Genomic DNA, 18,235 nt, shown 5'->3' with positions numbered 1-18,235 from the left:
GGATCAATCCACGAAAAGATAGTGTGTCTCGGCGATCTCGCGCGCCTTCGATGGGGTGATGCCCAGAAAGGCCGCCAGCGGCGCAGTGTTCTCTTCCACCGTGGCAGATTGGCGGATGCGATGGAACCCCTCGAAATCGGCATCGCGGATATGGTCGCTTTCAAAGCGCACGTCATAGCGGATGGTGGGCAGCAGGCGTTCGATCACCTCTTGCGGCGTCTGATCACTGGCCAGGCCAACCCTGCGGGCATGGCCGATCAGATACTCATCCGTGAAATCGCATTCGATTTCCAGCAGCCGGGTGTTCGATTTGTCGGAATAGAAATCCTGCATCAGGTCCACATTGGCCGGGTCGATGCAGACCACCAGCTTGTCGGTGTTCCAGTAATCGAACAGCATCCGCACCAGCGCCCTGCGATGGCGGGTGCGCTTTTCCAAGGTGGTCTGAATCCCGCCCAGATCAGGCAGCGGGGTCGAGGCTTCGTTGAACAGGTAATCCACCGCCGGCATGCCTGTCACAGCCCGGATCCGGTCCACCAGCCGCTTGGCCACATGCCATTTCTTGCAGGTCACGATCAGCAGCGTGCGTTCGCGCCCCAGACTGGCTTCGGTTTCCCAGAACCGCGGCGCAAAGCGGCGGCCGATCCGGCCCCGCCCGGTCAGAAACTTGAACAGGCTGCGCCCTTCACCCGAAATCGGAAAACTGACCCCTTCGGCAGTATAGAGGTCGCCCAGCCGCTCCTTGAGCTCCTTCGCCTCGGGGCTGATCTTGCGCGCGAACAGGTAATCCTGCGAAATCAGCAGATCATACTGATCATTGTAGAAATTCACCGGCATCCCGTAATCGGTGAACATCAGAAAAGTCAGCGTGCGGGTGCGAATCTCGTCTTGCGGCACAAGATGGCGCACCAGCGTCTGAAAGAACGTCTCGTCCGGGATCCAGGTCGTGCGGAAAAACCGCATGACATCAGGCCGCCGACGGCAGAAATCCAGCACCCATTCGACAGTGCGCCGCCGCAGGCACCACCATTGGCTGCCGATCTGGATCGCCAGATCTTCGGGAACTTCGCGCTGCAGGCCGAATTTTTCCTGCAGGTTCATCGACGCATAGAACAGCCGCTTGTGGGTACGTTCGTTGAACCAGTGCCGATAGATCAGCCGTTCTTCCTTGATCCCGGTCTTGATCCAGTCCGACCGGAAGAAATCGAAGCTTTCGATATAGTCAACTTCGGTCTGATCCAGAAAATCATGGGCATATTCGGCAGATTTCACTGGCATGCAATCGCCCGACAGCATGTAGAAATGCGTGGCGCGCGGAAAGGCATCGACCGCCGCGCGCACCGCCTGCAGCGAGGCATCGACCAGGCTCCATTCGCCCCAGCCGCATTTCAGGCGCTTCCTTGCAAATGTGACCGAAGGGTTGTCGGCCAGCGTGCTGCGGATCAACTCGTAATCCTCGCGCCGTGCGCGGGCATCGAAGTGAATCGAAATGTAGTCACCGGCTGCCGTCAGCCGCTGCGCCTGTGCGATGATCCCTTCCGGGTCCTTGTGGCACAGCAGGATATAGGCGATTCGAGCCATTCAGGAAACACAACCCCTCAACTTCCCCGCACTGTTTCCATAAAGTGCTTTATGGGTCATTGAAAAGACAGAGTTTGTTTGCTTTTTGTGACCATACAGTCAAGCGCCGCCCCGAAGGGCGGGCGATAAGGCAATGGAGGCAGGCCGATGGGGTTCCCCGGCACCTGGATGACCGAAAGTGAAAGTGTTGTGTACCGTGTGGTGCCCAAATGTGCCTGTTCGTCGATCGGACAGATCATGTTCTATTCCGACCACGGCAAGTTTTTCGATGGTGATATTCACGACTCGACGGCCGGTCTGCACAAATGGAGCCAGGAGGCCAGCCAGCAGCTGATCGAACGCAACGTGAAGGCGCATAAATCCTATGCCTTCACCTGCGTGCGCAACCCCTATGCGCGCATCCTGTCGTCCTTCTTCGACAAGATCTGCGGCATCCAGCGCAATGGCAAACGCTATCGCGGCAACCTTGTGCCGCTTCTGGTGCAGAAATACGGGATCGAGGTGGGCAGCCCGGAAGACGGGTTCGAATTCGACCAGATCAAGAGCTTCCGCCGTTTCCTGCTGTTTGCGCGCGACACCATCCGCTTCCGCAAGCCGATGGAACCCGACATTCACTGGTCGGCCATGTCGGGCCATATCTCCACCTTCATCGTGAATGGCGGGCGATATGACCATATCTTCTTCACCGAAAAGTTCGACGAGGGCATGCAGCACGTCCTGAACAACATCAAGACGAAGAAGAAGGTGAACCTGAAGAAGATCCCCAAGTTCAACGAAAGCGAGGGGCATGGGCCCAAGCGGGCGCATCCGGTGGCGGATTACTTCGACGATCTGTCGCGCCATCTGGTCTGGGAAATCTACCGCAAGGATTTCCAGCTGTTCAAATATGACTTTGACGATCCGAACAACAAGATGCCGCTGGGCGAGGTCGATCTGGACGAGGTTCACGCCAAGCTGGGGGATTGATCCCCCAAAACCCGGTTCCGGCCCCGCTCTGGCCCCCTGTCTGCAAGGAAAGGCCCTGCCATGTCAGATGCCCTGATCCAGGACCTGCGCGCTCTGATCGGCGCGCCCCATGTGCTGATCGGGGCTGATCTGGCCCCTTATTGCGGCGATTGGACAGGGCATTATACCAGCGCCCCCTGCGCCGTTGCACGCCCCGCCGATACGGCGCAGGTTTCCGCAGTCGTGCAGGCCTGTGCGCGCCATGGCGTGCCGGTGGTTCCGGTGGGCGGGCGCACCGGTCTGGTCGGCGGCGCGATGACCACGGGCGGCCTGATGCTGTCGCTGGAGCGGCTGAACCGCATCCGCGACATCCGCACCGAAGCACGGGTGGCGGTGGTCGAGGCCGGGGTCATCCTTGCGGCATTGCAGGATGCCGCAGCCGATCATGGGCTTTACTTTCCGCTCTGGTTCGGCGCGCGCGGCTCGGCCATGGTGGGGGGTGCGCTGTCCACCAATGCGGGCGGGTCGAACGTGCTGCGCTATGGCTCTACCCGCGCGCTATGCCTGGGGCTGGAGGTGGTGCTGGCCGACGGGCAGGTGCTGAACCTGATGGGCGCGCTGCACAAGGACAATTCAGGCTATGATCTGCGCGACCTGTTCATCGGCGCCGAAGGCACGCTGGGCGTGATCACGGCGGCGGTGATGAAGCTGGTCCCAGCAGCCCAGGCCCATGCCACCGCCATGGTGGCACTGGACAATCTGCCCGCCGCGCTCACGCTGCTCAACCGCCTGCAGGGTGAAACCGGCGGTCTGGTCGAAGCCTTCGAATACATGCCCGAAAGCTATCTGCGCCGTCTGGCCGAGGCCCGCCCCGATCTGGATCCGCCCTTCACCCCACGCCCGGCGATTGCATTGCTGGTTGAACTGGGCGCGACGGCACCGCGCGATTGCGCAGCGGAACCCGATGGCAGCCTGCCTTTGACCAGCCTGCTGGAAACGGTGCTGGCGGGCGCACTGGAGGATGGGCTGATCCACGATGCCCATATCGCCCGGAACGAAGCGCAGCGGCGTGCCATGTGGCACCGCCGCGAATTGGCCGCCGAGGTCAGTTTCGCCCGGAAACCCCTGATCGACACCGATATTGCCCTGCCGCTGGATGCCGTGGCCCCGCTGCTTGAACGGTTCGAGGCGCGGTTGCCCGACCTGGATGCAGGTGCCGAAACGCTGGCCATTGCCCATCTCGGGGATGGCAATATCCATCTAACCATTTTTCCCAGCCATGATGCCCCGGATCATGCCGACCGGATCGTCGCGCTGCTGGAGCATGAAGTTCAGACCCTTGGCGGCACCTTCTCGGCCGAACATGGGGTCGGCCTGTCCAAGAAGGCCTCCATGGCGCGGCGCAAAGACCCGGTGGCGTTGGCGGTGATGCGCCAGATCAAACAGGCGCTGGACCCACAGAACCTGATGAACCCCGGCAAGGTTCTTCCCTGATCCTGCAGCATAGCAGAAAGCCCGAAGCGGTTCCCCACTCCGGGCCTGTTTCAAACTCCGGTCACAGCCCCGTCATGGCCCCATGGTAAAGCAGGGCGTGCCCCGGGCCTGCAGGCGGCGGCAGGCCAGATCGGCCTCTTCCTGGCTCAGCCCCATGAAATTGGCATCATAGCCCGCCTTGCGCTGCACAACCTTGCGCAAGCTTTCATCCAGCGTCGCGCTTTCGGCCAGCATTGTCTGCATCAAGGCCCGCTCCGCCGCCGTGCGACTGGGGAAGCGCCCGATATTCACGCCCCATTGCCGCCCGCCACTGGTGGAAATCCGGGTCACCACCTCTACCGGTTCAGCTTGGGCAACGGCTTCGGCGAGTTGTGGCTCGGACTGGCTGGAGGTATGGATCACCGTCGGCACATGCACCGGCTCGGGTTCTGGAAGGGCAGGCGTGGCCGGGGCCAGTGCCGCCAGCGACATGACCGAACCATCCTCAAGCGCGGGGCCCGCATCGACCACCTCGAAGGGTGGTGCAGCGCCCGCAGCCTCGGCCAGCGCACCGGCAATGCCGTCTTCCATCGCTGCCACCGCAACCTGCGCCGCGATCATTTCGGCCACCGGGTCGGAGCCCGCATCAGCCGCCGGGGCCACCTCGGCCACAGCCACCGGTGCGGCCTGGACGGCCTCGGAACCCGAACCCGGCCTGCGCATGGGCCGTGGCGAACGCTCGACCACTGTGCTGACCCGCAGGGTCTTGGCCCCCATCATGCGAGCCTCGCCCGATCCGGCCTCGGCCACCAGTTGCGGTTCTTCGGCAGGCATCTCCACCGGTTCGGGCGGGCGGGTCTTGGCCCCGGGCCGGGCCTTGGCAAAACCCATATCCAGCAATTCGACCATCTTGGCATTGCGCTGCGCGGTGGACGTGCCGCCAAAGATCGTGGCGATGATCCGCACCCCGCCCCGCTCGGCCGATGCTGTCAGGTTGAACCCCGCCGCATTGGTAAAGCCGGTCTTGATGCCATCCGCACCCTTGTACATGTCCAGAAACTTGCGGTTCGTGGACACGACATCGGTCACCCCCGCATCCGTCTCACGGCGCGAGAAAATGTTGTAATATTGCGGAAAATCATAGAATAGCCGACGCCCCAGCACCGACATGTCATGTGCGGTGGACAGATGCCCCTTGGCTGTCAGCCCGTTGGCATTGGCAAAGGTGGTGCCGTTCATCCCGATGGCCTTGGCCGTGCGGGTCATCCGCTTGGCAAAGGCCGCTTCATTGCCTTCCAGCGCCTCGCCGATGGCAGTGGCCGCATCATTGGCCGACTTGATCGCCGCCGCGCGGATCAGGTGGCGCAGCGCCACCTTCTGCCCGGCCTTCAGGCCCAGACGCGACGGCGGCTGCCCTGCCGCGTGTTTGGAAACCTTGACCATGGTATCAAGGCTGATTTCGCCACGTTCCACCGCCTGAAAGGCGATGTACAAGGTCATCATCTTTGTGAGCGAGGCCGGATGAAGCCGGGCATCGGAATTGTGCTCATACAGCGTTTCGCCCGTGCGCGCATCCATCACATAGGCCGCATATGGTGCCGCCCCCGTCGGTTTCGGGGTCGAACAAGCTGCTACCACCGCAAAGATGGCGAGCAAAACGAAATGTCGGACATACTGCCCCAGCCGCGCGGTCACGTCGCTGCCCCTTGCCTGTTCTGATTACTGCCTGGTCGCCCCTGTTTTCGGGGCTTTCGATAAGGCTAGCATAGCGCACCCGGCACGAAAACCCCCCAAATTCCAGAGGTTTACGTTAACCCTTTCGTAAACCATGGCAAATCTGGTGGCGGTTTCTCACTGCACCACAAGATCAAGCGACCAGTCGCCCCAAAAGGGAATTCAGGCCCGACAAATCCTCCAGTTCGAAAAACCGCGGATGTTGCGCGGGGGGCTCAGCCCGCTCCAGTTCCCATGTCAGACCATGTGGGACGTGAACGCCAAATCCTCCCGCCGCCAGCACCGGCAGCACATCGGATTTCAGCGAATTGCCGACCATCAGCGCCGACTCGGCCCGCGCGCCATGGCGGGTGAACAGGCGGGCATAGGTATCGGCCGTCTTTTCCGACACGATCTCGACCCCGTGGAACAGATCGCCCAGACCGGATTGCGCCAGCTTGCGTTCCTGATCCATCAGGTCGCCCTTGGTGATCAGCACGACATGGAATTGCTCTGCCGCCTGTTCCACCGCCGCCCGCGCATGGGGCAACAACTCAATCGGATGTTCCAGCATCTCGCGCCCGGCGGCCATGATCTCCGCAATGACCTGGGCACTGACGCGGCCCTGCGTGACCTCAATGGCCGTTTCGATCATCGACAGGGTGAACCCCTTCACGCCATAGCCATAATGGCCCAGATTGCGCCGTTCCGCAGCGATCAACCGGTCATGCAGCGTGGCGGAATCGCAGAAATCCGCCAGCAAGGACTCCAGCCGTGCCTGCGTCAGGCGGAAGAAGGTCTCGTTCTGCCAAAGCGTGTCATCGGCATCAAAGCCAACAAGGGTGATCTTGCCCGGGCTGTGCATCGGTAGGGGCTCCTGCCTGTGATGGCGCGACCCTAGCCAAATGGCGGGGGAAGGCCAGCCCTTTTCGCCCCGCGCATTTGCGCTATACTATACAGCCTGTAACCCAACCCGAATCCGTCCCGGATCCTGCACGGATCCCTGCAAAGCCGGAGCGCTGCCTTGACCCTTCGCCCAATTTCGATGTCCGATGATGACCAGGGCAACGGAACGGACAATTCTGTCCTGACGAAGACGCGCAGCCGCACACAGCGGCCACCACTGTACAAGGTGTTGCTGCTGAACGATGATTACACGCCGATGGAATTCGTCGTGCATATCCTGGAACGCTTCTTCGGGCTGAACCATGCGCAGGCCTTTGAAATCATGCTGACGGTCCACAAGAAGGGCCTTGCAGTGGTCGGCGTTTTCTCGTTCGAAGTAGCCGAAACAAAGGTGGCGCAGGTGATGGATTTCGCGCGCCGCCATCAGCATCCGCTGCAATGCACGATGGAAAAAGAATAACGGAAGGATCAGGCCCACAGGGCCGCCCATGCGTTCGACCCGACTTGACCTTGCGCTGGAAACCGGCGCGGCCCGCCTGCCCGAGGCAGGCGATATCCTGATCCTGCGGCCCCGCGCCGGGGATGATCTGTCGGCACTGCCCAAGGCGCGGTTGCGCGTGGTCACCGGGTTCAAGCCCGATTTCGACTGGTTCAGCCGGGCGGGCCTTGCCTGCGCCACCACCCCCTCTCCCGCTGCTGCAGCGCTGGTCTGCCTGCCACGCGCCAAGGCCGAAGCCCGCGCCCTGTTGGCCGCCGCCTGTGCCGCCTTGCCGCCCGGAGCGCCGGTTCTGGTCGATGGGCAAAAGACCGACGGGGTTGATTCGATCTACAAGGATCTGCGCGGTCGTGTGGCCGTGGGCCCGGCCCTGTCCAAGGCACATGGCAAGATCTTCGGTTTCCCCGCCAGTGATGCGCTGGCTGATTGGGTGGCAGTGCCGCAGCAGGTGGCGGGGTTCACTACCCTGCCCGGCGTCTTTTCCGCTGATGGGCCGGACCGGGGCTCGGCTCTGCTGGCCGAAGTGCTGCCGCCAAAGCTGCCCGGTCGGGTTGTCGATCTGGGGGCGGGCTGGGGATATCTTTCCCACCACATCCTGCTGCGCGATGGCGTGAAGGAACTGCATCTGGTTGAAGCCGAGGCCGCAGCCCTGGATTGCGCCAAGGCCAATATCACCGATCCGCGCTGCCAGTTTCACTGGGCCGATGCGACCCAATGGCAGGTGCCGCATCTGGCAGGCGCAGTGGTGTGCAACCCGCCCTTTCATACCGGGCGCAATGCCGACCCGTCGCTGGGCCAAGCCTTCCTGAAGGCTGCGGCGCGGATGCTGGCCCCCGATGGCACGCTCTGGCTGGTCTGCAACCGCCATCTGCCTTATGACCCCGTGTTGAAGGCAGCCTTTCACAATATCGAGGAGATCGGCGGCGATGCCGCTTTCCGCCTGATCCGTGCAAGCCACCCCAAACGGCGCTGAGCGCCGAAAGGAAGCTCCCCATGTCGCTTTCCATCGCAGGCAAGACCGCCATCGTCACCGGTGCCGCCAACGGCATCGGTCTGGCCATCGGTCGCCATTTCCTCGACAAGGGCGCGAATGTGATGTTCGCCGATATTGATGAAGCCCGGCTGGAGGCCGAAATCGGTGCTGCGGCCCGCAGCGACGGGCCGGTGCGGATGTTCGCGGGCGATCTGCGCCGCAAGCTGGACATTACCAACCTGCTGTCGGCCACGATGGATGCCTTTGAACGGGTGGACATTCTGGTGAATGCCAGCCGGCAGATGCAGGCCTCTGATCCGCTTTGCATTGATGATGATGCGGTGGAACCGATGCTGCAGCAGAACCTGATGCCCAGCCTGCGGCTCACGCAATTGACCGCCAAGCGCATGATCGCCCATGCGGAACGCAGCGGCGAACCGCTGCAGGGCGCAATCATCAACCTGTCGTCGCTGGCCGCGCGGCTGACCCGGCCCGAACTGATGGGCTATTCCATTGCCTGCGCCGCGCTGGAACAGATGACCCGGTCGATGGCGGTGGTTCTGGCTCCCCGCGGCATACGGGTGAATGCCGTGGCCTTCGGCTCGGTCATGAGCGCAAGTTTGCAGGGCCATCTGAAGGAACATCCCGAAGATCGCGATGCGATCCTGAAGGGCACACCGCTGGGCCGGATTGCCGCCTGTTCCGAACTGGTGGAAACCGTGCAATTCCTTGCCTCTGATGCCTCCAGCTTCATGACCGGGCAGGTGGTCACGGTGGATGGCGGGCGCGGCCTTCTGGACGGCGTTTCGGTCAGCGCCTATTGACGCGATCAGCGACAGGCTGCCAGCGCCGCCACACGGCTGGCCCGTTCAGCCTGCAGACGCTCCAGCCGAGCGGCACCGGTGGCCGCATCCAGCGGCACTTTTTCACGCCGGGTGATATCCACGCTGCAATCATCGCTGAACCCACAGTTCGGGCCCCAGCGGTCATAGCTGTGGGTGACCCATTCCAGGCTGTAGCCCCGCGCGATATCGGCCTTGGTTTCGGCGATGCGGCGATCGGTCGCCACCACCGCCCGTTCGCCCTTGAACCGGCAAGGATCAGAGCCTTCCGCCGGAACGCAGGCTGCAAGGATTGGAATCAGAACAAGATAACGGATCATGGCATACCACCTCGCTGCGTCATATCATGGCCCGCCCCCCTGCCCTGCGCAACGGGCTTCTGGCCCTGCTGGCGTGAAGTTGATAGGGTCGCGCCAAACAGGGGGCCATCTCATGACCGATGATTTCGAAAGCCGCAAATCCCGCGCCAGCGCCTGGTTCCGCGATCTGCGCGACCAGATCGTGACGGCCTTTGAAGGGTTGGAAACACAGCAGGGCGGGGCGGCACCTGGCCGGTTCGAAATCACCCCCACGCTGCGCGAATCCGGCGGTGGCGGCGAAATGGCGGTGCTGCGCAATGGCACGGTGTTCGAAAAGATCGGCGTCAATATCTCGACCGTCTTTGGCACGCTGGGCGACCGGGCACAGAAGGCGATGGCGGCCCGTGGCGTGCCGGGCATGGCCGATGATCCCCGTTTCTGGGCCAGCGGCATCAGCCTTGTGGCCCATATGCAGAACCCGCATTGCCCGGCAGTTCACATGAACACCCGCATGTTCTGGACACCGCATGCCTGGTGGTTTGGCGGTGGGGCCGATCTGAACCCCTGCATCGAATATCCCGAAGATACCGCGCATTTTCACGGCACCCTTCAGGCGGCCTGCGATGCCCATGCGCCCGACTACTATGCCCGGTTCAAGGCCTGGGCGGATGAGTATTTCTTCATCCCGCATCGTGGCCGGGCGCGCGGTGTGGGCGGCATCTTCTATGATGATCTGAACACCGGCGACTGGGAGGCCGATTTTGCCTTTACCCAATCCGTGGGCCGGGCTTTCCTGCCTGCTTTCCTGCCCGTCACCGAACGGCGGATCGCCAGCCCGGCCAGCGCCGAGGATCGCGAAACCCAACTGCGCCACCGCGGGCTTTATGCCGAATACAATCTGGTCTATGACCGGGGCACCAAATTCGGGCTGGAAACCGGCCATAACCCCGAGGCGGTGCTGATGAGCCTGCCTCCCGTGGCCAAGTGGTATTGATCCGATGGCAGATCTGGTCATCAAGGCGGGCTATGCGACCGTCACCGAAGAAGACGTGCTGCGATTTGTGGGCTTTGTCGATCCCCGAAAGGAAGATTACGCGCTGTTCCGCCAATCCCTTGATGGCGGGCCCGTCTGGTTCGAAGTGAATGACGAAGATTTCGGCGCCGATGATGCTGTGGCCTGTGCCGCAATCGGGCCCGAAGGTCTGGTGATCGACATCACCCCCGCCCGCGCTGCCCGCTTTGGCTATGCCAATCGCGTCGCCGTGCGGCTGAAGTCCTGCGAAGGAGCTGACGCAGCCCTTGCCGCCCTGCGCCTGATGGGGGTGCCGGGGCTGTAAAGGCACCGCCTGTGCCTGTTCACAAGATCAGATCATCTGCGCCAAGCATTTGAATATCCGTGACCTTGATGCGGAAATCGGGGCGCTTGTTGCCATCAACATCAGCCATCAGATAGACACCACCCGAAGAGCCCTCGACCCAGACAGAATTCCGGGCCGGCCCGCTGCGCGAATAGGCAAAGGCGTCATTGGTGCCGAACGTCCGGCTGTTGGCATCGATCCCGCTCAGATCGATCACATCTTCCCGCCGGTCGAAATCGTGAATGATATCCACCCCATCAGCCCGGCTGCTGTCATATATGCGGTTGAAAATGATCACATCGGGAACCGTATCCTTGCCCAGGAAATACCGGTCCCGGCCGACCCCACCCTCCAGAGAGTCGCGCCCCAAACCACCGGACAATCTGTCATTTCCAGTATCGCCGAACAGGTGGTCGTCGCCATCTTGCCCCGTGAGGCGATCATTGCCGTCACCACCGTTGAGCAGGTCGTTCCCTGCACCGCCATTCAGAGTGTCAGCATCCACACTGCCCCAAAGCGTATCGGCACCATCTCCGCCAAAAAGCCGGTCAGCACCTAAATGACCGTCCAGACTATCGTTCCCTGCCTGACCGAACACCAGATCAGCATGGTCTTCACCCGAGATGGTATCCGCACCGTCTCCGCCATACAGGGTATCACGGCCATCATCGCCGAACATCTCATCTGCCCCGGCCCCACCAAAGACAACATCGTTCCCATCGCCCGCATGAAGTTCGTCGCCAAAGCGGTTTCCGTAAATCCGATCGCTGTTGCTGGTCAGCAGATAGCTGAAATTCGGCGAACGGGAATCGACCCCGGTTCCGGTGAATACAAGGCTGGTGGTCCTGATTTCGACATCGCGGATCGTATAGTCAAACAAACCATGGACATCGACCAGCAGTCCGAATGACAAATCCTGCCCGGGATAGGTTCCGGTAATCCAGACAGTATCCGAATCGCGGCGGTCGGTTACGGACTGCGGCGCCCCGAGACCGCGCAGTTCGCTGTTGTAAACATCACCCCACCGCAGCACTCCGCCCGTTCCGAGCGCATCGTAGAACGTCAGAATTGCCATGATACTGTCTGCCACCCTTCAAGACGCGGGGATCAGCCCCGGCGCACTGTTTCGATCATCAGCGCCACATTTTCCGGGTCAGCATCTGGCGTGATACCATGCCCCAGGTTGAAGATATGCGGCCCTTTGCGGAAGGCCTCTACCACACGGCGAGTTTCTCTCACAAGATCGTCTCCACCGGTAACCATATGTTCCGGCGACAGATTGCCCTGAACGCAGCCCGATACCTGCACATGCGCCGCCGCCCATTCCGGGCTGACCGAATTGTCGATGGCGACACAATCCGCCCCGGTCGCCTGCGCGAAACCGATATAGCCCTGCCCGGCCTCACGCGGGAAGGCGATCACCGGCAGGCCGGGGTGCAGTGTCTTCAGTTCCGCAATGATGCGGGCAGCGGGTTTCACGGCAAACTCGGTGAAATCTTCGCCCTTCAGGCTGCCGGCCCAACTGTCGAACAGCTTCACCACCTCGGCCCCGGCCTTCACCTGCTCGGACAGATACAGCACGGTTGCTTCGGTGATGCGGTCGATCAGCGCGGCAAAGGCGGCGCGGTCGGTATTCTTCAACGCATGGGCCGCCCCTTGATCCTTCGATCCGCGCCCGGCGATCATATAGGTCGCCACTGTCCAGGGTGCCCCGGCAAAGCCGATCAGCGTGGTTTCACGCGGCAGATCGCGCGACAGGCGACGCACCGTTTCATAGACCGGTGCCAGCGTGTCATGGATCGCATGAGACGGTTTCAAGGCCTGCACTTCGGCCATGGTCGTGGTGGTCTGCATGCGCGGACCTTCGCCGGTTTCAAACCACAATTCGGGGCCAAGCGCCTGCGGCAGCAGCAGAATATCAGCAAACAGGATCGCCGCGTCAAAACCGTAACGGCGGATCGGCTGCAAGGTCACCTCGGCGGCCAATTCCGGGTTGTAGCACAGTTTCAGAAAATCCCCTGCCTGCGCCCGTGTGGCGCGGTATTCGGGCAGATAGCGCCCGGCCTGCCGCATCATCCAGATCGGCGGTGTCGGCAAAACCTCGCCCTTCAGCGCGCGGAGGATGGTTTTTTCGGTCATGGCCTGCCCTTTCCTGTTACCTCTGACTTCACTGCCCCGCGCGTGAAGTCAAGCGCGGCAAATGTCACATCACCTGCGGCGCTTGGCCCGTTGAAACGGACCTGCGCGGCGGGTAGATGTGGGGCATGACCCTGACGCTCCCCTCCCCCGCCGCCCCGCTGAACATCGGCACCCGTGGTTCACCGCTTGCGCTGGCCCAGGCGCATGAAACCCGCGCCCGGTTGATGGCCGCATTCGACCTGCCAGAAGCGGCCTTCCGCATCGTGGTCATCAAGACCACCGGCGACAGGGTGCTGGATCGTCCGCTGAAGGAAATCGGCGGCAAGGGCCTGTTCACCAAGGAAATCGAAGAGGCGCTGCTTGACGGCAGCATCGACATCGCGGTCCATTCCATGAAGGACATGCCGGTTGCCCAGCCCGACGGCCTGCTGCTGGATACATATCTGCCGCGCGAAGATGTGCGCGATGCTTTCGTCTCGCCCCATGTCGCCCGGCTGACCGATCTGCCGCAAGGGGCTGTCGTCGGCTCGTCCAGCCTGCGCCGCCGCGCCCAACTGGCCGCCCGCCGTCCCGATCTGCAATTGGTCGAATTTCGTGGCAATGTGCAGACCCGGATGAAAAAGCTCGAAGAGGGTGTGGCTGTCGCCACTTTCCTTGCCATGGCCGGGCTGAACCGTCTGGGCATGGCCAATGTCGCGCGCTCCGCCATCGAGCCTGAGGAAATGCTCCCCGCCGTTGCCCAGGGCGCAATTGGCATTGAACGCCGCGCTTCCGACAGCCGCGCTGCCACGATGCTGGCTGCCATCCATGACAGCGAGACAGGGCAGCGGCTGGCCGCCGAACGGGCCTATCTCGCGGCGCTTGATGGGTCTTGCGAAACACCGATCGCCGGCCTTGCCACACTGATAGGTAGGCAGATCACCTTGCGTGGTGAAATTCTGCGCCCGGACGGATCGGAAACCATCACGGGCAGCGTCAGTGGCCCGGTCGCCGATGGTGCCGCGCTTGGCACCGAACTGGCAAGACAGCTGCTCGCCCAGGCCCCCAAGGGGTTCTTCGACTGGCGCTAAGGCCAGCGCCCGGCCCTCTTTCCTTCAGCGCTTCGGCTGATCGTCGTATTCGGTGGTCAGGATGCGGCTGGCATCCCCCTGCGGATCATCGAACTGCCCCCGCTTCAGCGCCCAGAAAAAGGCCGCAAGGCCGATACCGCCCAGAAACAGCGAAACGGGGATCAGGATGGTCAGGATTTCCATGGTTATTTCAATCGCAGTGCATTCAGGGTGACAGAGATCGACGACAGTGACATGGCCAGCGCCGCCGCCAAGGGTGTGGCCGCACCCACCAGCGCCAGCGGCACGGCGATCACATTGTAAAGCGCAGAAATTCCAAAGTTTTCCTTGATCCGCGCCGCGGATTGCCGGGCAATGCGGGTCGCATCGGCGATGGGGGCCATGTCCTGCCCCAGCAAGACGATATCCGATGCCGTCCGCGCCGCGTCCAGCGCCGAAGCGGGCGAGATCGACACATGCGCGGCCGCCAGTGCCGCAGTATCGTTCAACCCGTCGCCCACCATCAAGACGCGCCGACCCTGCGCCGTCAGATCGGCCAGCAGCGCAGCCTTTTCTGCCGGCAAGGCACCCGACGTGTAATCGGTGATGCCCAAGCGCGCCGCCAGCGCGGCCACGGCCCCTTCGGTATCGCCCGAAATCAGCCGGATCGCCTTGCCCTCGGCCCGCAGCCCGGCAATCGCCGCCTCGGCCCCCGGGCGCAGCCGGTCGGTAAAGGTGAAGGGACGCGGCTGCCGGTCGCCGGTGCAAAGCCAGGTCGCGGTCACGCCCAGATCGCCTTCGGCCCCGCACCAGCCTGCCCGGCCCAGCCGCACGGTCTGGTCCCGCCACTGGCCTTCGATCCCATAGCCCGGCACTTCGCGCAGATCGGTCACCGGTGCGGGTTGCAATCCCGCCGCCCGTGCGGCCTGCGCCAGCGCCTGCGCCAGCGGATGGCCCGATGCCAAAGCCAGTGCCAGCGCCACCTCGGTCGCCTGACGGGGGTGATCGCCAAGATTGGTCAGCTCGGGCGCTCCCATGGTCAGGGTGCCGGTCTTGTCAAAGACCACGGTATCCACTTCGGCCAGCCGTTCCAGCGCCGTGCCATCCTTGATGAGCAACCCCTTGCGGAACAGTTTTCCACTGGCTGCCGTCACCACTGCAGGCACGGCAAGCCCAAGCGCACAAGGGCAGGTGATGATCAGAACCGCCGCCGAGATGTTCACTGCAAAGCGGATGTCGCCCCCTGTCGCCCACATCCAGTAGCCAAAGGCACTGAAGGACAGCAGATGCACCAGCGGCGAATAGGCGCGCGCCGCCCGTTCGGCAAGGCTGGTATATTTCGTCTTGGCACTTTCGGCCACGGCCACCAGATCGGCCATGCGATGCAGACTGCTGTCGCGCCCTGCAGCCGTCACGCGCAGCATCAGCGGACCGGTCAGGTTCACCTCACCGGCACTGACCACAGAGTTGGGGCCGGCCCAGGCGGGCAGGCTTTCGCCCGTCAGCAGGGACCGGTCGATCTCCGACGTGCCTTCGACAACCACGCCATCCACCGGCATCCGCCCGCCCGGGCGCACCCGGACCAGTTCACCCGCCGCCAAGTCTGAAATTGGCACAACCAGTTCTTCGCCGTCGCGCAAGACCGTGGCGCGGGGCACTTCCAGCGCGGCCAGTTCCTCGGCGGCGGACCGGGCCACTGCGCGGGTGCGGTGATCCAGATAGCGGCCCAGCAGCAGGAAAAAGGCCAGCATCACCGCCGCATCGAAATAGGCGTGGTGGCCTGAATGGATGGTTTCGAACAGGGAAATGCCCGAGGCCAGGATCAACGCAAGGCTGATCGGCACATCCATGCCCAAGCGACCGACGCGCAGGCTGGCCCAGGCCGATTTGAAGAAGGGCTGCCCGGCAAAGACCACGGTGGGCAGCGCGATCGCCCCGGAAATCCAGTGGAACATATCCCGTGTCGCATCGCCCGCGCCCGACCACACGGCGACCGACAGCAGCATGACATTCATCATCGAAAAGAAGGCCACGCCCAGCCGCATCAGCAGATCGCGGCCCTGCCTGTCGGTCTCGGTCGCAGACAGCAGCCCGGCATCCAGTTCATGTGCCTCATATCCCACGCCGTTCAGCGCCTCGATCAGCGGGGCGGCATCCACCGCGGGATCGGCGTCAACCGATACCCGCTTCATGGTCAGATTTACCCGCGCCGAACGCACACCGGGCAGGGCCTGCAGCGCATGTTCAACGGTCGAAATGCAGGCCGCGCAATGCGCCGTGGGGATCGACAGCATCAGCCGCGCATCGCCCCCTGCCGCCATTTGTGCCAGCCGCTCCGCCGAAGGGGCGGCCACGCAGGCCGGGCAGGCCGAAATCCCGCCCGCCGTTTCGCCGGTTTCGATGCGTTCGGCGATGGTCATGGCCGTCAGCCCTTCACGAAAAGATCAAGTCGCTGCTGGAACCGTGTGCCATCCGGCGCTTCGGCCTCGACACGCAGCATCCACTTGCCCGGCTCCAGCGTCACTGCGCTGCGATAGACACCGGCTTCACGCTGAAAATCAGGGCGCTGGTCGAAATTGTCATTGGTCGGGCGCCCCACCAGTACCGACAGATTGCTGAGCTGCACCGGCAGACCGGCCTTGTCGGTGAAGGTCAGCGTCAGTCCCTGCCCCGCCACATAGGCGGGTTGCAAGGTCCAGCCAAGCGCATCCTGCGCATCGCGCTTTTCCTCGAATTCCTGCGATGCGACATAGGAATTACCGACTTCCACCCCGGAAAAGGTGCTGACTGCCTGCCAGGCCATCACAACATTCACCGCGATGATCACGGCGAATGCCCCGCTGGTCACGGCAAAGACCTGACGACCGGTGATCTCGCCCATGTTACTGCCCCTTTCCGTTGAAGACCGTATCGTGATGCACCCGTGTATCGCCGACCGTATCGCTGACCCACAGGCGCAGTTCCGTCCGTTCGGCCCTGGCGGGTGCCGAGTCTGCCGGCGCCTCCAGATAGACCCGCGTGGACAGCGTATCATTCGCGGGAACAGAGACAACATTGCCTTCTGCCCCTTCGATGCGCAGCGCGACCCCATCCACGCCCGTCACCGAGATGCGATAGTCGTGATCCGATCCCAGCTTGTTGCGCAGGCGGATGTCATAGGTATTGCGGATCGTGCCATCCGACAGCGTCACGAAGGTCGGGTTGCGAACCGGGGTCACGTTCATGTCGATATCGCTGCGCAGGAACAGCGCCACGATCAGTCCGATCCCCACTGCGGACCACAACGCGGTGTAAAGCACCGTCCGCACCCGGAACACGTGTTTCCAGACCGATTTGGGCGGCAGCCCGCTGCGCTCGCGCGTTTCGTCGGTCAAAGCCAGATAGCCGATCAGGTCGCGCGGCTTGCCGATCTTGTCCATCATGTCATTGCAGGCGTCGATGCACAGGCCGCAGGTGATGCAGGCCAGTTGCTGGCCGTTGCGGATATCAATGCCCATGGGGCAGACATTCACGCAGGCCATGCAATCGATGCAATCGCCATTGCCTTCAACCGTCTGCTTGCCGCGCGGTTCGCCCCGCCATTCGCGATAGGCGATGGTCAGGGTATCTTCGTCCATCATCGCGGCCTGAATGCGCGGCCATGGGCAGGCATAGATGCAGACCTGTTCGCGGAAGAAACCGCCAAAGGCAAAGGTCGTCGCGGTCAGCACCAGAATGGTAGTATAGGCAATGGGATGGGCATTTCCGGTGACCAGATCACGCATCAGCGTCGGCGCATCGGTGAAATAGAACACCCAGGCCCCGCCCGTGGCCAGCCCGATCAGAAACCACAGCGTCCATTTCACCGCGCGCTTGCGGATTTTCTCGGCATCCCATTTCTGGCGATGCAAGCGGATACGGGCGTTGCGGTCCCCTTCGACCCAGCGTTCGACCAGGATCATCAGATCGGTCCAGACTGTCTGCGGGCAGGCATAGCCGCACCAGACACGACCCGCCGCGCTGGTGAACAGAAACAGCCCCAGCCCCGCCATGATCAGAAGGCCCGCCACGAAATAGAATTCATGCGGCCAGATCTCGATCATGAAAAAGAAGAACCGCCGCCCCGCCATATCCAGCAGGATCGCCTGATCGGGCAATTCGGGGCCACGATCCCAGCGGATCCAGGGTGCGAGGTAATAGGCCCCCAGCATCAGCGCCATCAGCCACCATTTCAGGTTGCGGAAGGTGCCTTTGACACGGCGCGGAAAGACCGGCTCGCGGGCGGCATATAGCGAATGGGGTTCGGTATCTGGGCTTGTCACGGAAGGACTCCGGCTGGCGTTCTGCTTCGGTATGGCTGCGACCGGGAAGTGCTGCCTTGACCTGTATCAAAAATCGCATCCCCGATACAGGATAGCGATGCGGCAAATGGCCTTGCACCTGCGGCAAAGCGCGCGCCGCGCGGCAAAACCTGTCAGATGC

General features: G+C 62.7%; 18 protein-coding genes. 8 read left to right on the top strand and 10 right to left on the bottom strand.

Features of this window, described 5'->3' with window-relative positions; translation table 11 throughout:
- Positions 1–3 precede the first annotated feature (3 nt).
- The gene (locus tag V6590_RS09070; protein ID WP_335422115.1) at positions 4–1,581 is read right to left on the bottom strand and encodes a DUF5928 domain-containing protein; all 1,578 of its coding nucleotides are present in this window, start codon (positions 1,579–1,581) and stop codon (positions 4–6) included.
- Between the two features lie 147 nt (positions 1,582–1,728).
- Here V6590_RS09070 and V6590_RS09065 point away from each other — a divergent pair, with 147 nt between their 5' ends.
- Positions 1,729–2,547, top strand: coding sequence for a sulfotransferase family protein (locus V6590_RS09065; RefSeq protein ID WP_335422114.1), 819 nt, complete (start codon positions 1,729–1,731; stop codon positions 2,545–2,547).
- Positions 2,548–2,607: 60 nt separating this feature from the next.
- Entirely contained in the window at positions 2,608–4,020 is a 1,413-nt protein-coding gene (locus V6590_RS09060; protein ID WP_335422112.1) for an FAD-binding oxidoreductase, read from the top strand.
- A gap of 72 nt (positions 4,021–4,092) precedes the next feature.
- Here V6590_RS09060 and V6590_RS09055 read toward each other — a convergent pair whose 3' ends face one another.
- Positions 4,093–5,694: a D-alanyl-D-alanine carboxypeptidase family protein gene (locus tag V6590_RS09055; protein ID WP_335422110.1), complete on the bottom strand. Its 1,602-nt coding sequence runs from the start codon at positions 5,692–5,694 to the stop codon at positions 4,093–4,095.
- A gap of 172 nt (positions 5,695–5,866) precedes the next feature.
- Positions 5,867–6,577 carry an HAD family hydrolase gene (locus V6590_RS09050; RefSeq protein WP_335422108.1) on the bottom strand — a complete coding sequence of 237 codons (711 nt, stop codon included), beginning with the start codon at positions 6,575–6,577 and terminating at the stop codon, positions 5,867–5,869.
- A gap of 180 nt (positions 6,578–6,757) precedes the next feature.
- Here V6590_RS09050 and clpS point away from each other — a divergent pair, with 180 nt between their 5' ends.
- Genes clpS through V6590_RS09035 form a run of 3 tightly spaced genes read left to right on the top strand, consistent with a single transcriptional unit; the run spans position 6,758 to position 8,911 of the window.
- The gene (clpS, locus tag V6590_RS09045) at positions 6,758–7,078 is read left to right on the top strand and encodes an ATP-dependent Clp protease adapter ClpS (RefSeq protein WP_335422106.1); all 321 of its coding nucleotides are present in this window, start codon (positions 6,758–6,760) and stop codon (positions 7,076–7,078) included.
- Positions 7,079–7,106: 28 nt separating this feature from the next.
- Positions 7,107–8,087 (top strand): class I SAM-dependent methyltransferase, encoded by a 981-nt coding sequence (locus V6590_RS09040; RefSeq protein ID WP_335422104.1) that lies wholly within the window; start codon positions 7,107–7,109, stop codon positions 8,085–8,087.
- Between the two features lie 20 nt (positions 8,088–8,107).
- Positions 8,108–8,911: an SDR family NAD(P)-dependent oxidoreductase gene (locus V6590_RS09035; RefSeq protein ID WP_335422103.1), complete on the top strand. Its 804-nt coding sequence runs from the start codon at positions 8,108–8,110 to the stop codon at positions 8,909–8,911.
- Positions 8,912–8,916: 5 nt separating this feature from the next.
- Here V6590_RS09035 and V6590_RS09030 read toward each other — a convergent pair whose 3' ends face one another.
- Complete coding sequence (locus V6590_RS09030; RefSeq protein ID WP_335422101.1) at positions 8,917–9,249, bottom strand: hypothetical protein; 333 nt, start codon at positions 9,247–9,249, stop codon at positions 8,917–8,919.
- Between the two features lie 112 nt (positions 9,250–9,361).
- Here V6590_RS09030 and hemF point away from each other — a divergent pair, with 112 nt between their 5' ends.
- Both hemF and V6590_RS09020 read left to right on the top strand, forming a co-directional pair.
- Complete coding sequence (gene hemF, locus V6590_RS09025; RefSeq protein ID WP_335422099.1) at positions 9,362–10,222, top strand: oxygen-dependent coproporphyrinogen oxidase; 861 nt, start codon at positions 9,362–9,364, stop codon at positions 10,220–10,222.
- Positions 10,223–10,226: 4 nt separating this feature from the next.
- Positions 10,227–10,565: a hypothetical protein gene (locus V6590_RS09020; RefSeq protein WP_335422097.1), complete on the top strand. Its 339-nt coding sequence runs from the start codon at positions 10,227–10,229 to the stop codon at positions 10,563–10,565.
- Positions 10,566–10,584: 19 nt separating this feature from the next.
- On the opposite strand, the gene V6590_RS09015 is transcribed toward V6590_RS09020, so the two are convergent.
- The gene (locus V6590_RS09015; RefSeq protein WP_335422095.1) at positions 10,585–11,661 is read right to left on the bottom strand and encodes a calcium-binding protein; all 1,077 of its coding nucleotides are present in this window, start codon (positions 11,659–11,661) and stop codon (positions 10,585–10,587) included.
- A gap of 32 nt (positions 11,662–11,693) precedes the next feature.
- Positions 11,694–12,725, bottom strand: a complete 1,032-nt coding sequence (hemE, locus tag V6590_RS09010) for a uroporphyrinogen decarboxylase (RefSeq protein WP_335422093.1) — start codon at positions 12,723–12,725, stop codon at positions 11,694–11,696.
- A 125-nt stretch (positions 12,726–12,850) separates the two neighbouring features.
- Here hemE and hemC point away from each other — a divergent pair, with 125 nt between their 5' ends.
- Positions 12,851–13,795 carry a hydroxymethylbilane synthase gene (gene hemC / locus V6590_RS09005; protein ID WP_335422091.1) on the top strand — a complete coding sequence of 315 codons (945 nt, stop codon included), beginning with the start codon at positions 12,851–12,853 and terminating at the stop codon, positions 13,793–13,795.
- 24 nt (positions 13,796–13,819) lie between these two features.
- Here hemC and ccoS read toward each other — a convergent pair whose 3' ends face one another.
- The 4 genes from ccoS to ccoG are packed head-to-tail and all read right to left on the bottom strand — an operon-like array spanning position 13,820 to position 18,075.
- Entirely contained in the window at positions 13,820–13,978 is a 159-nt protein-coding gene (gene ccoS / locus V6590_RS09000; RefSeq protein WP_335422089.1) for a cbb3-type cytochrome oxidase assembly protein CcoS, read from the bottom strand.
- A 2-nt stretch (positions 13,979–13,980) separates the two neighbouring features.
- Positions 13,981–16,194 (bottom strand): heavy metal translocating P-type ATPase, encoded by a 2,214-nt coding sequence (locus V6590_RS08995; protein WP_335422087.1) that lies wholly within the window; start codon positions 16,192–16,194, stop codon positions 13,981–13,983.
- A gap of 5 nt (positions 16,195–16,199) precedes the next feature.
- Entirely contained in the window at positions 16,200–16,655 is a 456-nt protein-coding gene (locus tag V6590_RS08990; protein ID WP_335422085.1) for a FixH family protein, read from the bottom strand.
- Between the two features lies 1 nt (position 16,656).
- Entirely contained in the window at positions 16,657–18,075 is a 1,419-nt protein-coding gene (ccoG, locus tag V6590_RS08985; protein WP_335422083.1) for a cytochrome c oxidase accessory protein CcoG, read from the bottom strand.
- Positions 18,076–18,235: the final 160 nt, after the last annotated feature.

It is taken from the genome of Gemmobacter denitrificans, assembly GCF_036964905.1.
Taxonomy (GTDB): Bacteria; Pseudomonadota; Alphaproteobacteria; order Rhodobacterales; family Rhodobacteraceae; genus Gemmobacter; species Gemmobacter denitrificans.
The sequence above is the reverse complement of the archived record's forward strand: the minus strand, read 5'-3'. Positions and strand labels throughout refer to the sequence as shown.

Bases quoted from the DNA above. Each gene is read 5' to 3' on its own strand.
- V6590_RS09070 (WP_335422115.1), bottom strand. From the start codon at position 1,581: ATGGCTCGAATCGCCTATATCCTGCTGTGCCACAAGGACCCGGAAGGG.
- V6590_RS09065 (WP_335422114.1), top strand. From the start codon at position 1,729: ATGGGGTTCCCCGGCACCTGGATGACCGAAAGTGAAAGTGTTGTGTAC.
- V6590_RS09060 (WP_335422112.1), top strand. From the start codon at position 2,608: ATGTCAGATGCCCTGATCCAGGACCTGCGCGCTCTGATCGGCGCGCCC.
- V6590_RS09050 (WP_335422108.1), bottom strand. From the start codon at position 6,577: ATGCACAGCCCGGGCAAGATCACCCTTGTTGGCTTTGATGCCGATGAC.
- clpS (WP_335422106.1), top strand. From the start codon at position 6,758: ATGTCCGATGATGACCAGGGCAACGGAACGGACAATTCTGTCCTGACG.
- V6590_RS09040 (WP_335422104.1), top strand. From the start codon at position 7,107: ATGCGTTCGACCCGACTTGACCTTGCGCTGGAAACCGGCGCGGCCCGC.
- V6590_RS09035 (WP_335422103.1), top strand. From the start codon at position 8,108: ATGTCGCTTTCCATCGCAGGCAAGACCGCCATCGTCACCGGTGCCGCC.
- V6590_RS09030 (WP_335422101.1), bottom strand. From the start codon at position 9,249: ATGATCCGTTATCTTGTTCTGATTCCAATCCTTGCAGCCTGCGTTCCG.
- hemF (WP_335422099.1), top strand. From the start codon at position 9,362: ATGACCGATGATTTCGAAAGCCGCAAATCCCGCGCCAGCGCCTGGTTC.
- V6590_RS09020 (WP_335422097.1), top strand. From the start codon at position 10,227: ATGGCAGATCTGGTCATCAAGGCGGGCTATGCGACCGTCACCGAAGAA.
- V6590_RS09015 (WP_335422095.1), bottom strand. From the start codon at position 11,661: ATGGCAATTCTGACGTTCTACGATGCGCTCGGAACGGGCGGAGTGCTG.
- hemE (WP_335422093.1), bottom strand. From the start codon at position 12,725: ATGACCGAAAAAACCATCCTCCGCGCGCTGAAGGGCGAGGTTTTGCCG.
- hemC (WP_335422091.1), top strand. From the start codon at position 12,851: ATGACCCTGACGCTCCCCTCCCCCGCCGCCCCGCTGAACATCGGCACC.
- ccoS (WP_335422089.1), bottom strand. From the start codon at position 13,978: ATGGAAATCCTGACCATCCTGATCCCCGTTTCGCTGTTTCTGGGCGGT.
- V6590_RS08995 (WP_335422087.1), bottom strand. From the start codon at position 16,194: ATGACCATCGCCGAACGCATCGAAACCGGCGAAACGGCGGGCGGGATT.
- V6590_RS08990 (WP_335422085.1), bottom strand. From the start codon at position 16,655: ATGGGCGAGATCACCGGTCGTCAGGTCTTTGCCGTGACCAGCGGGGCA.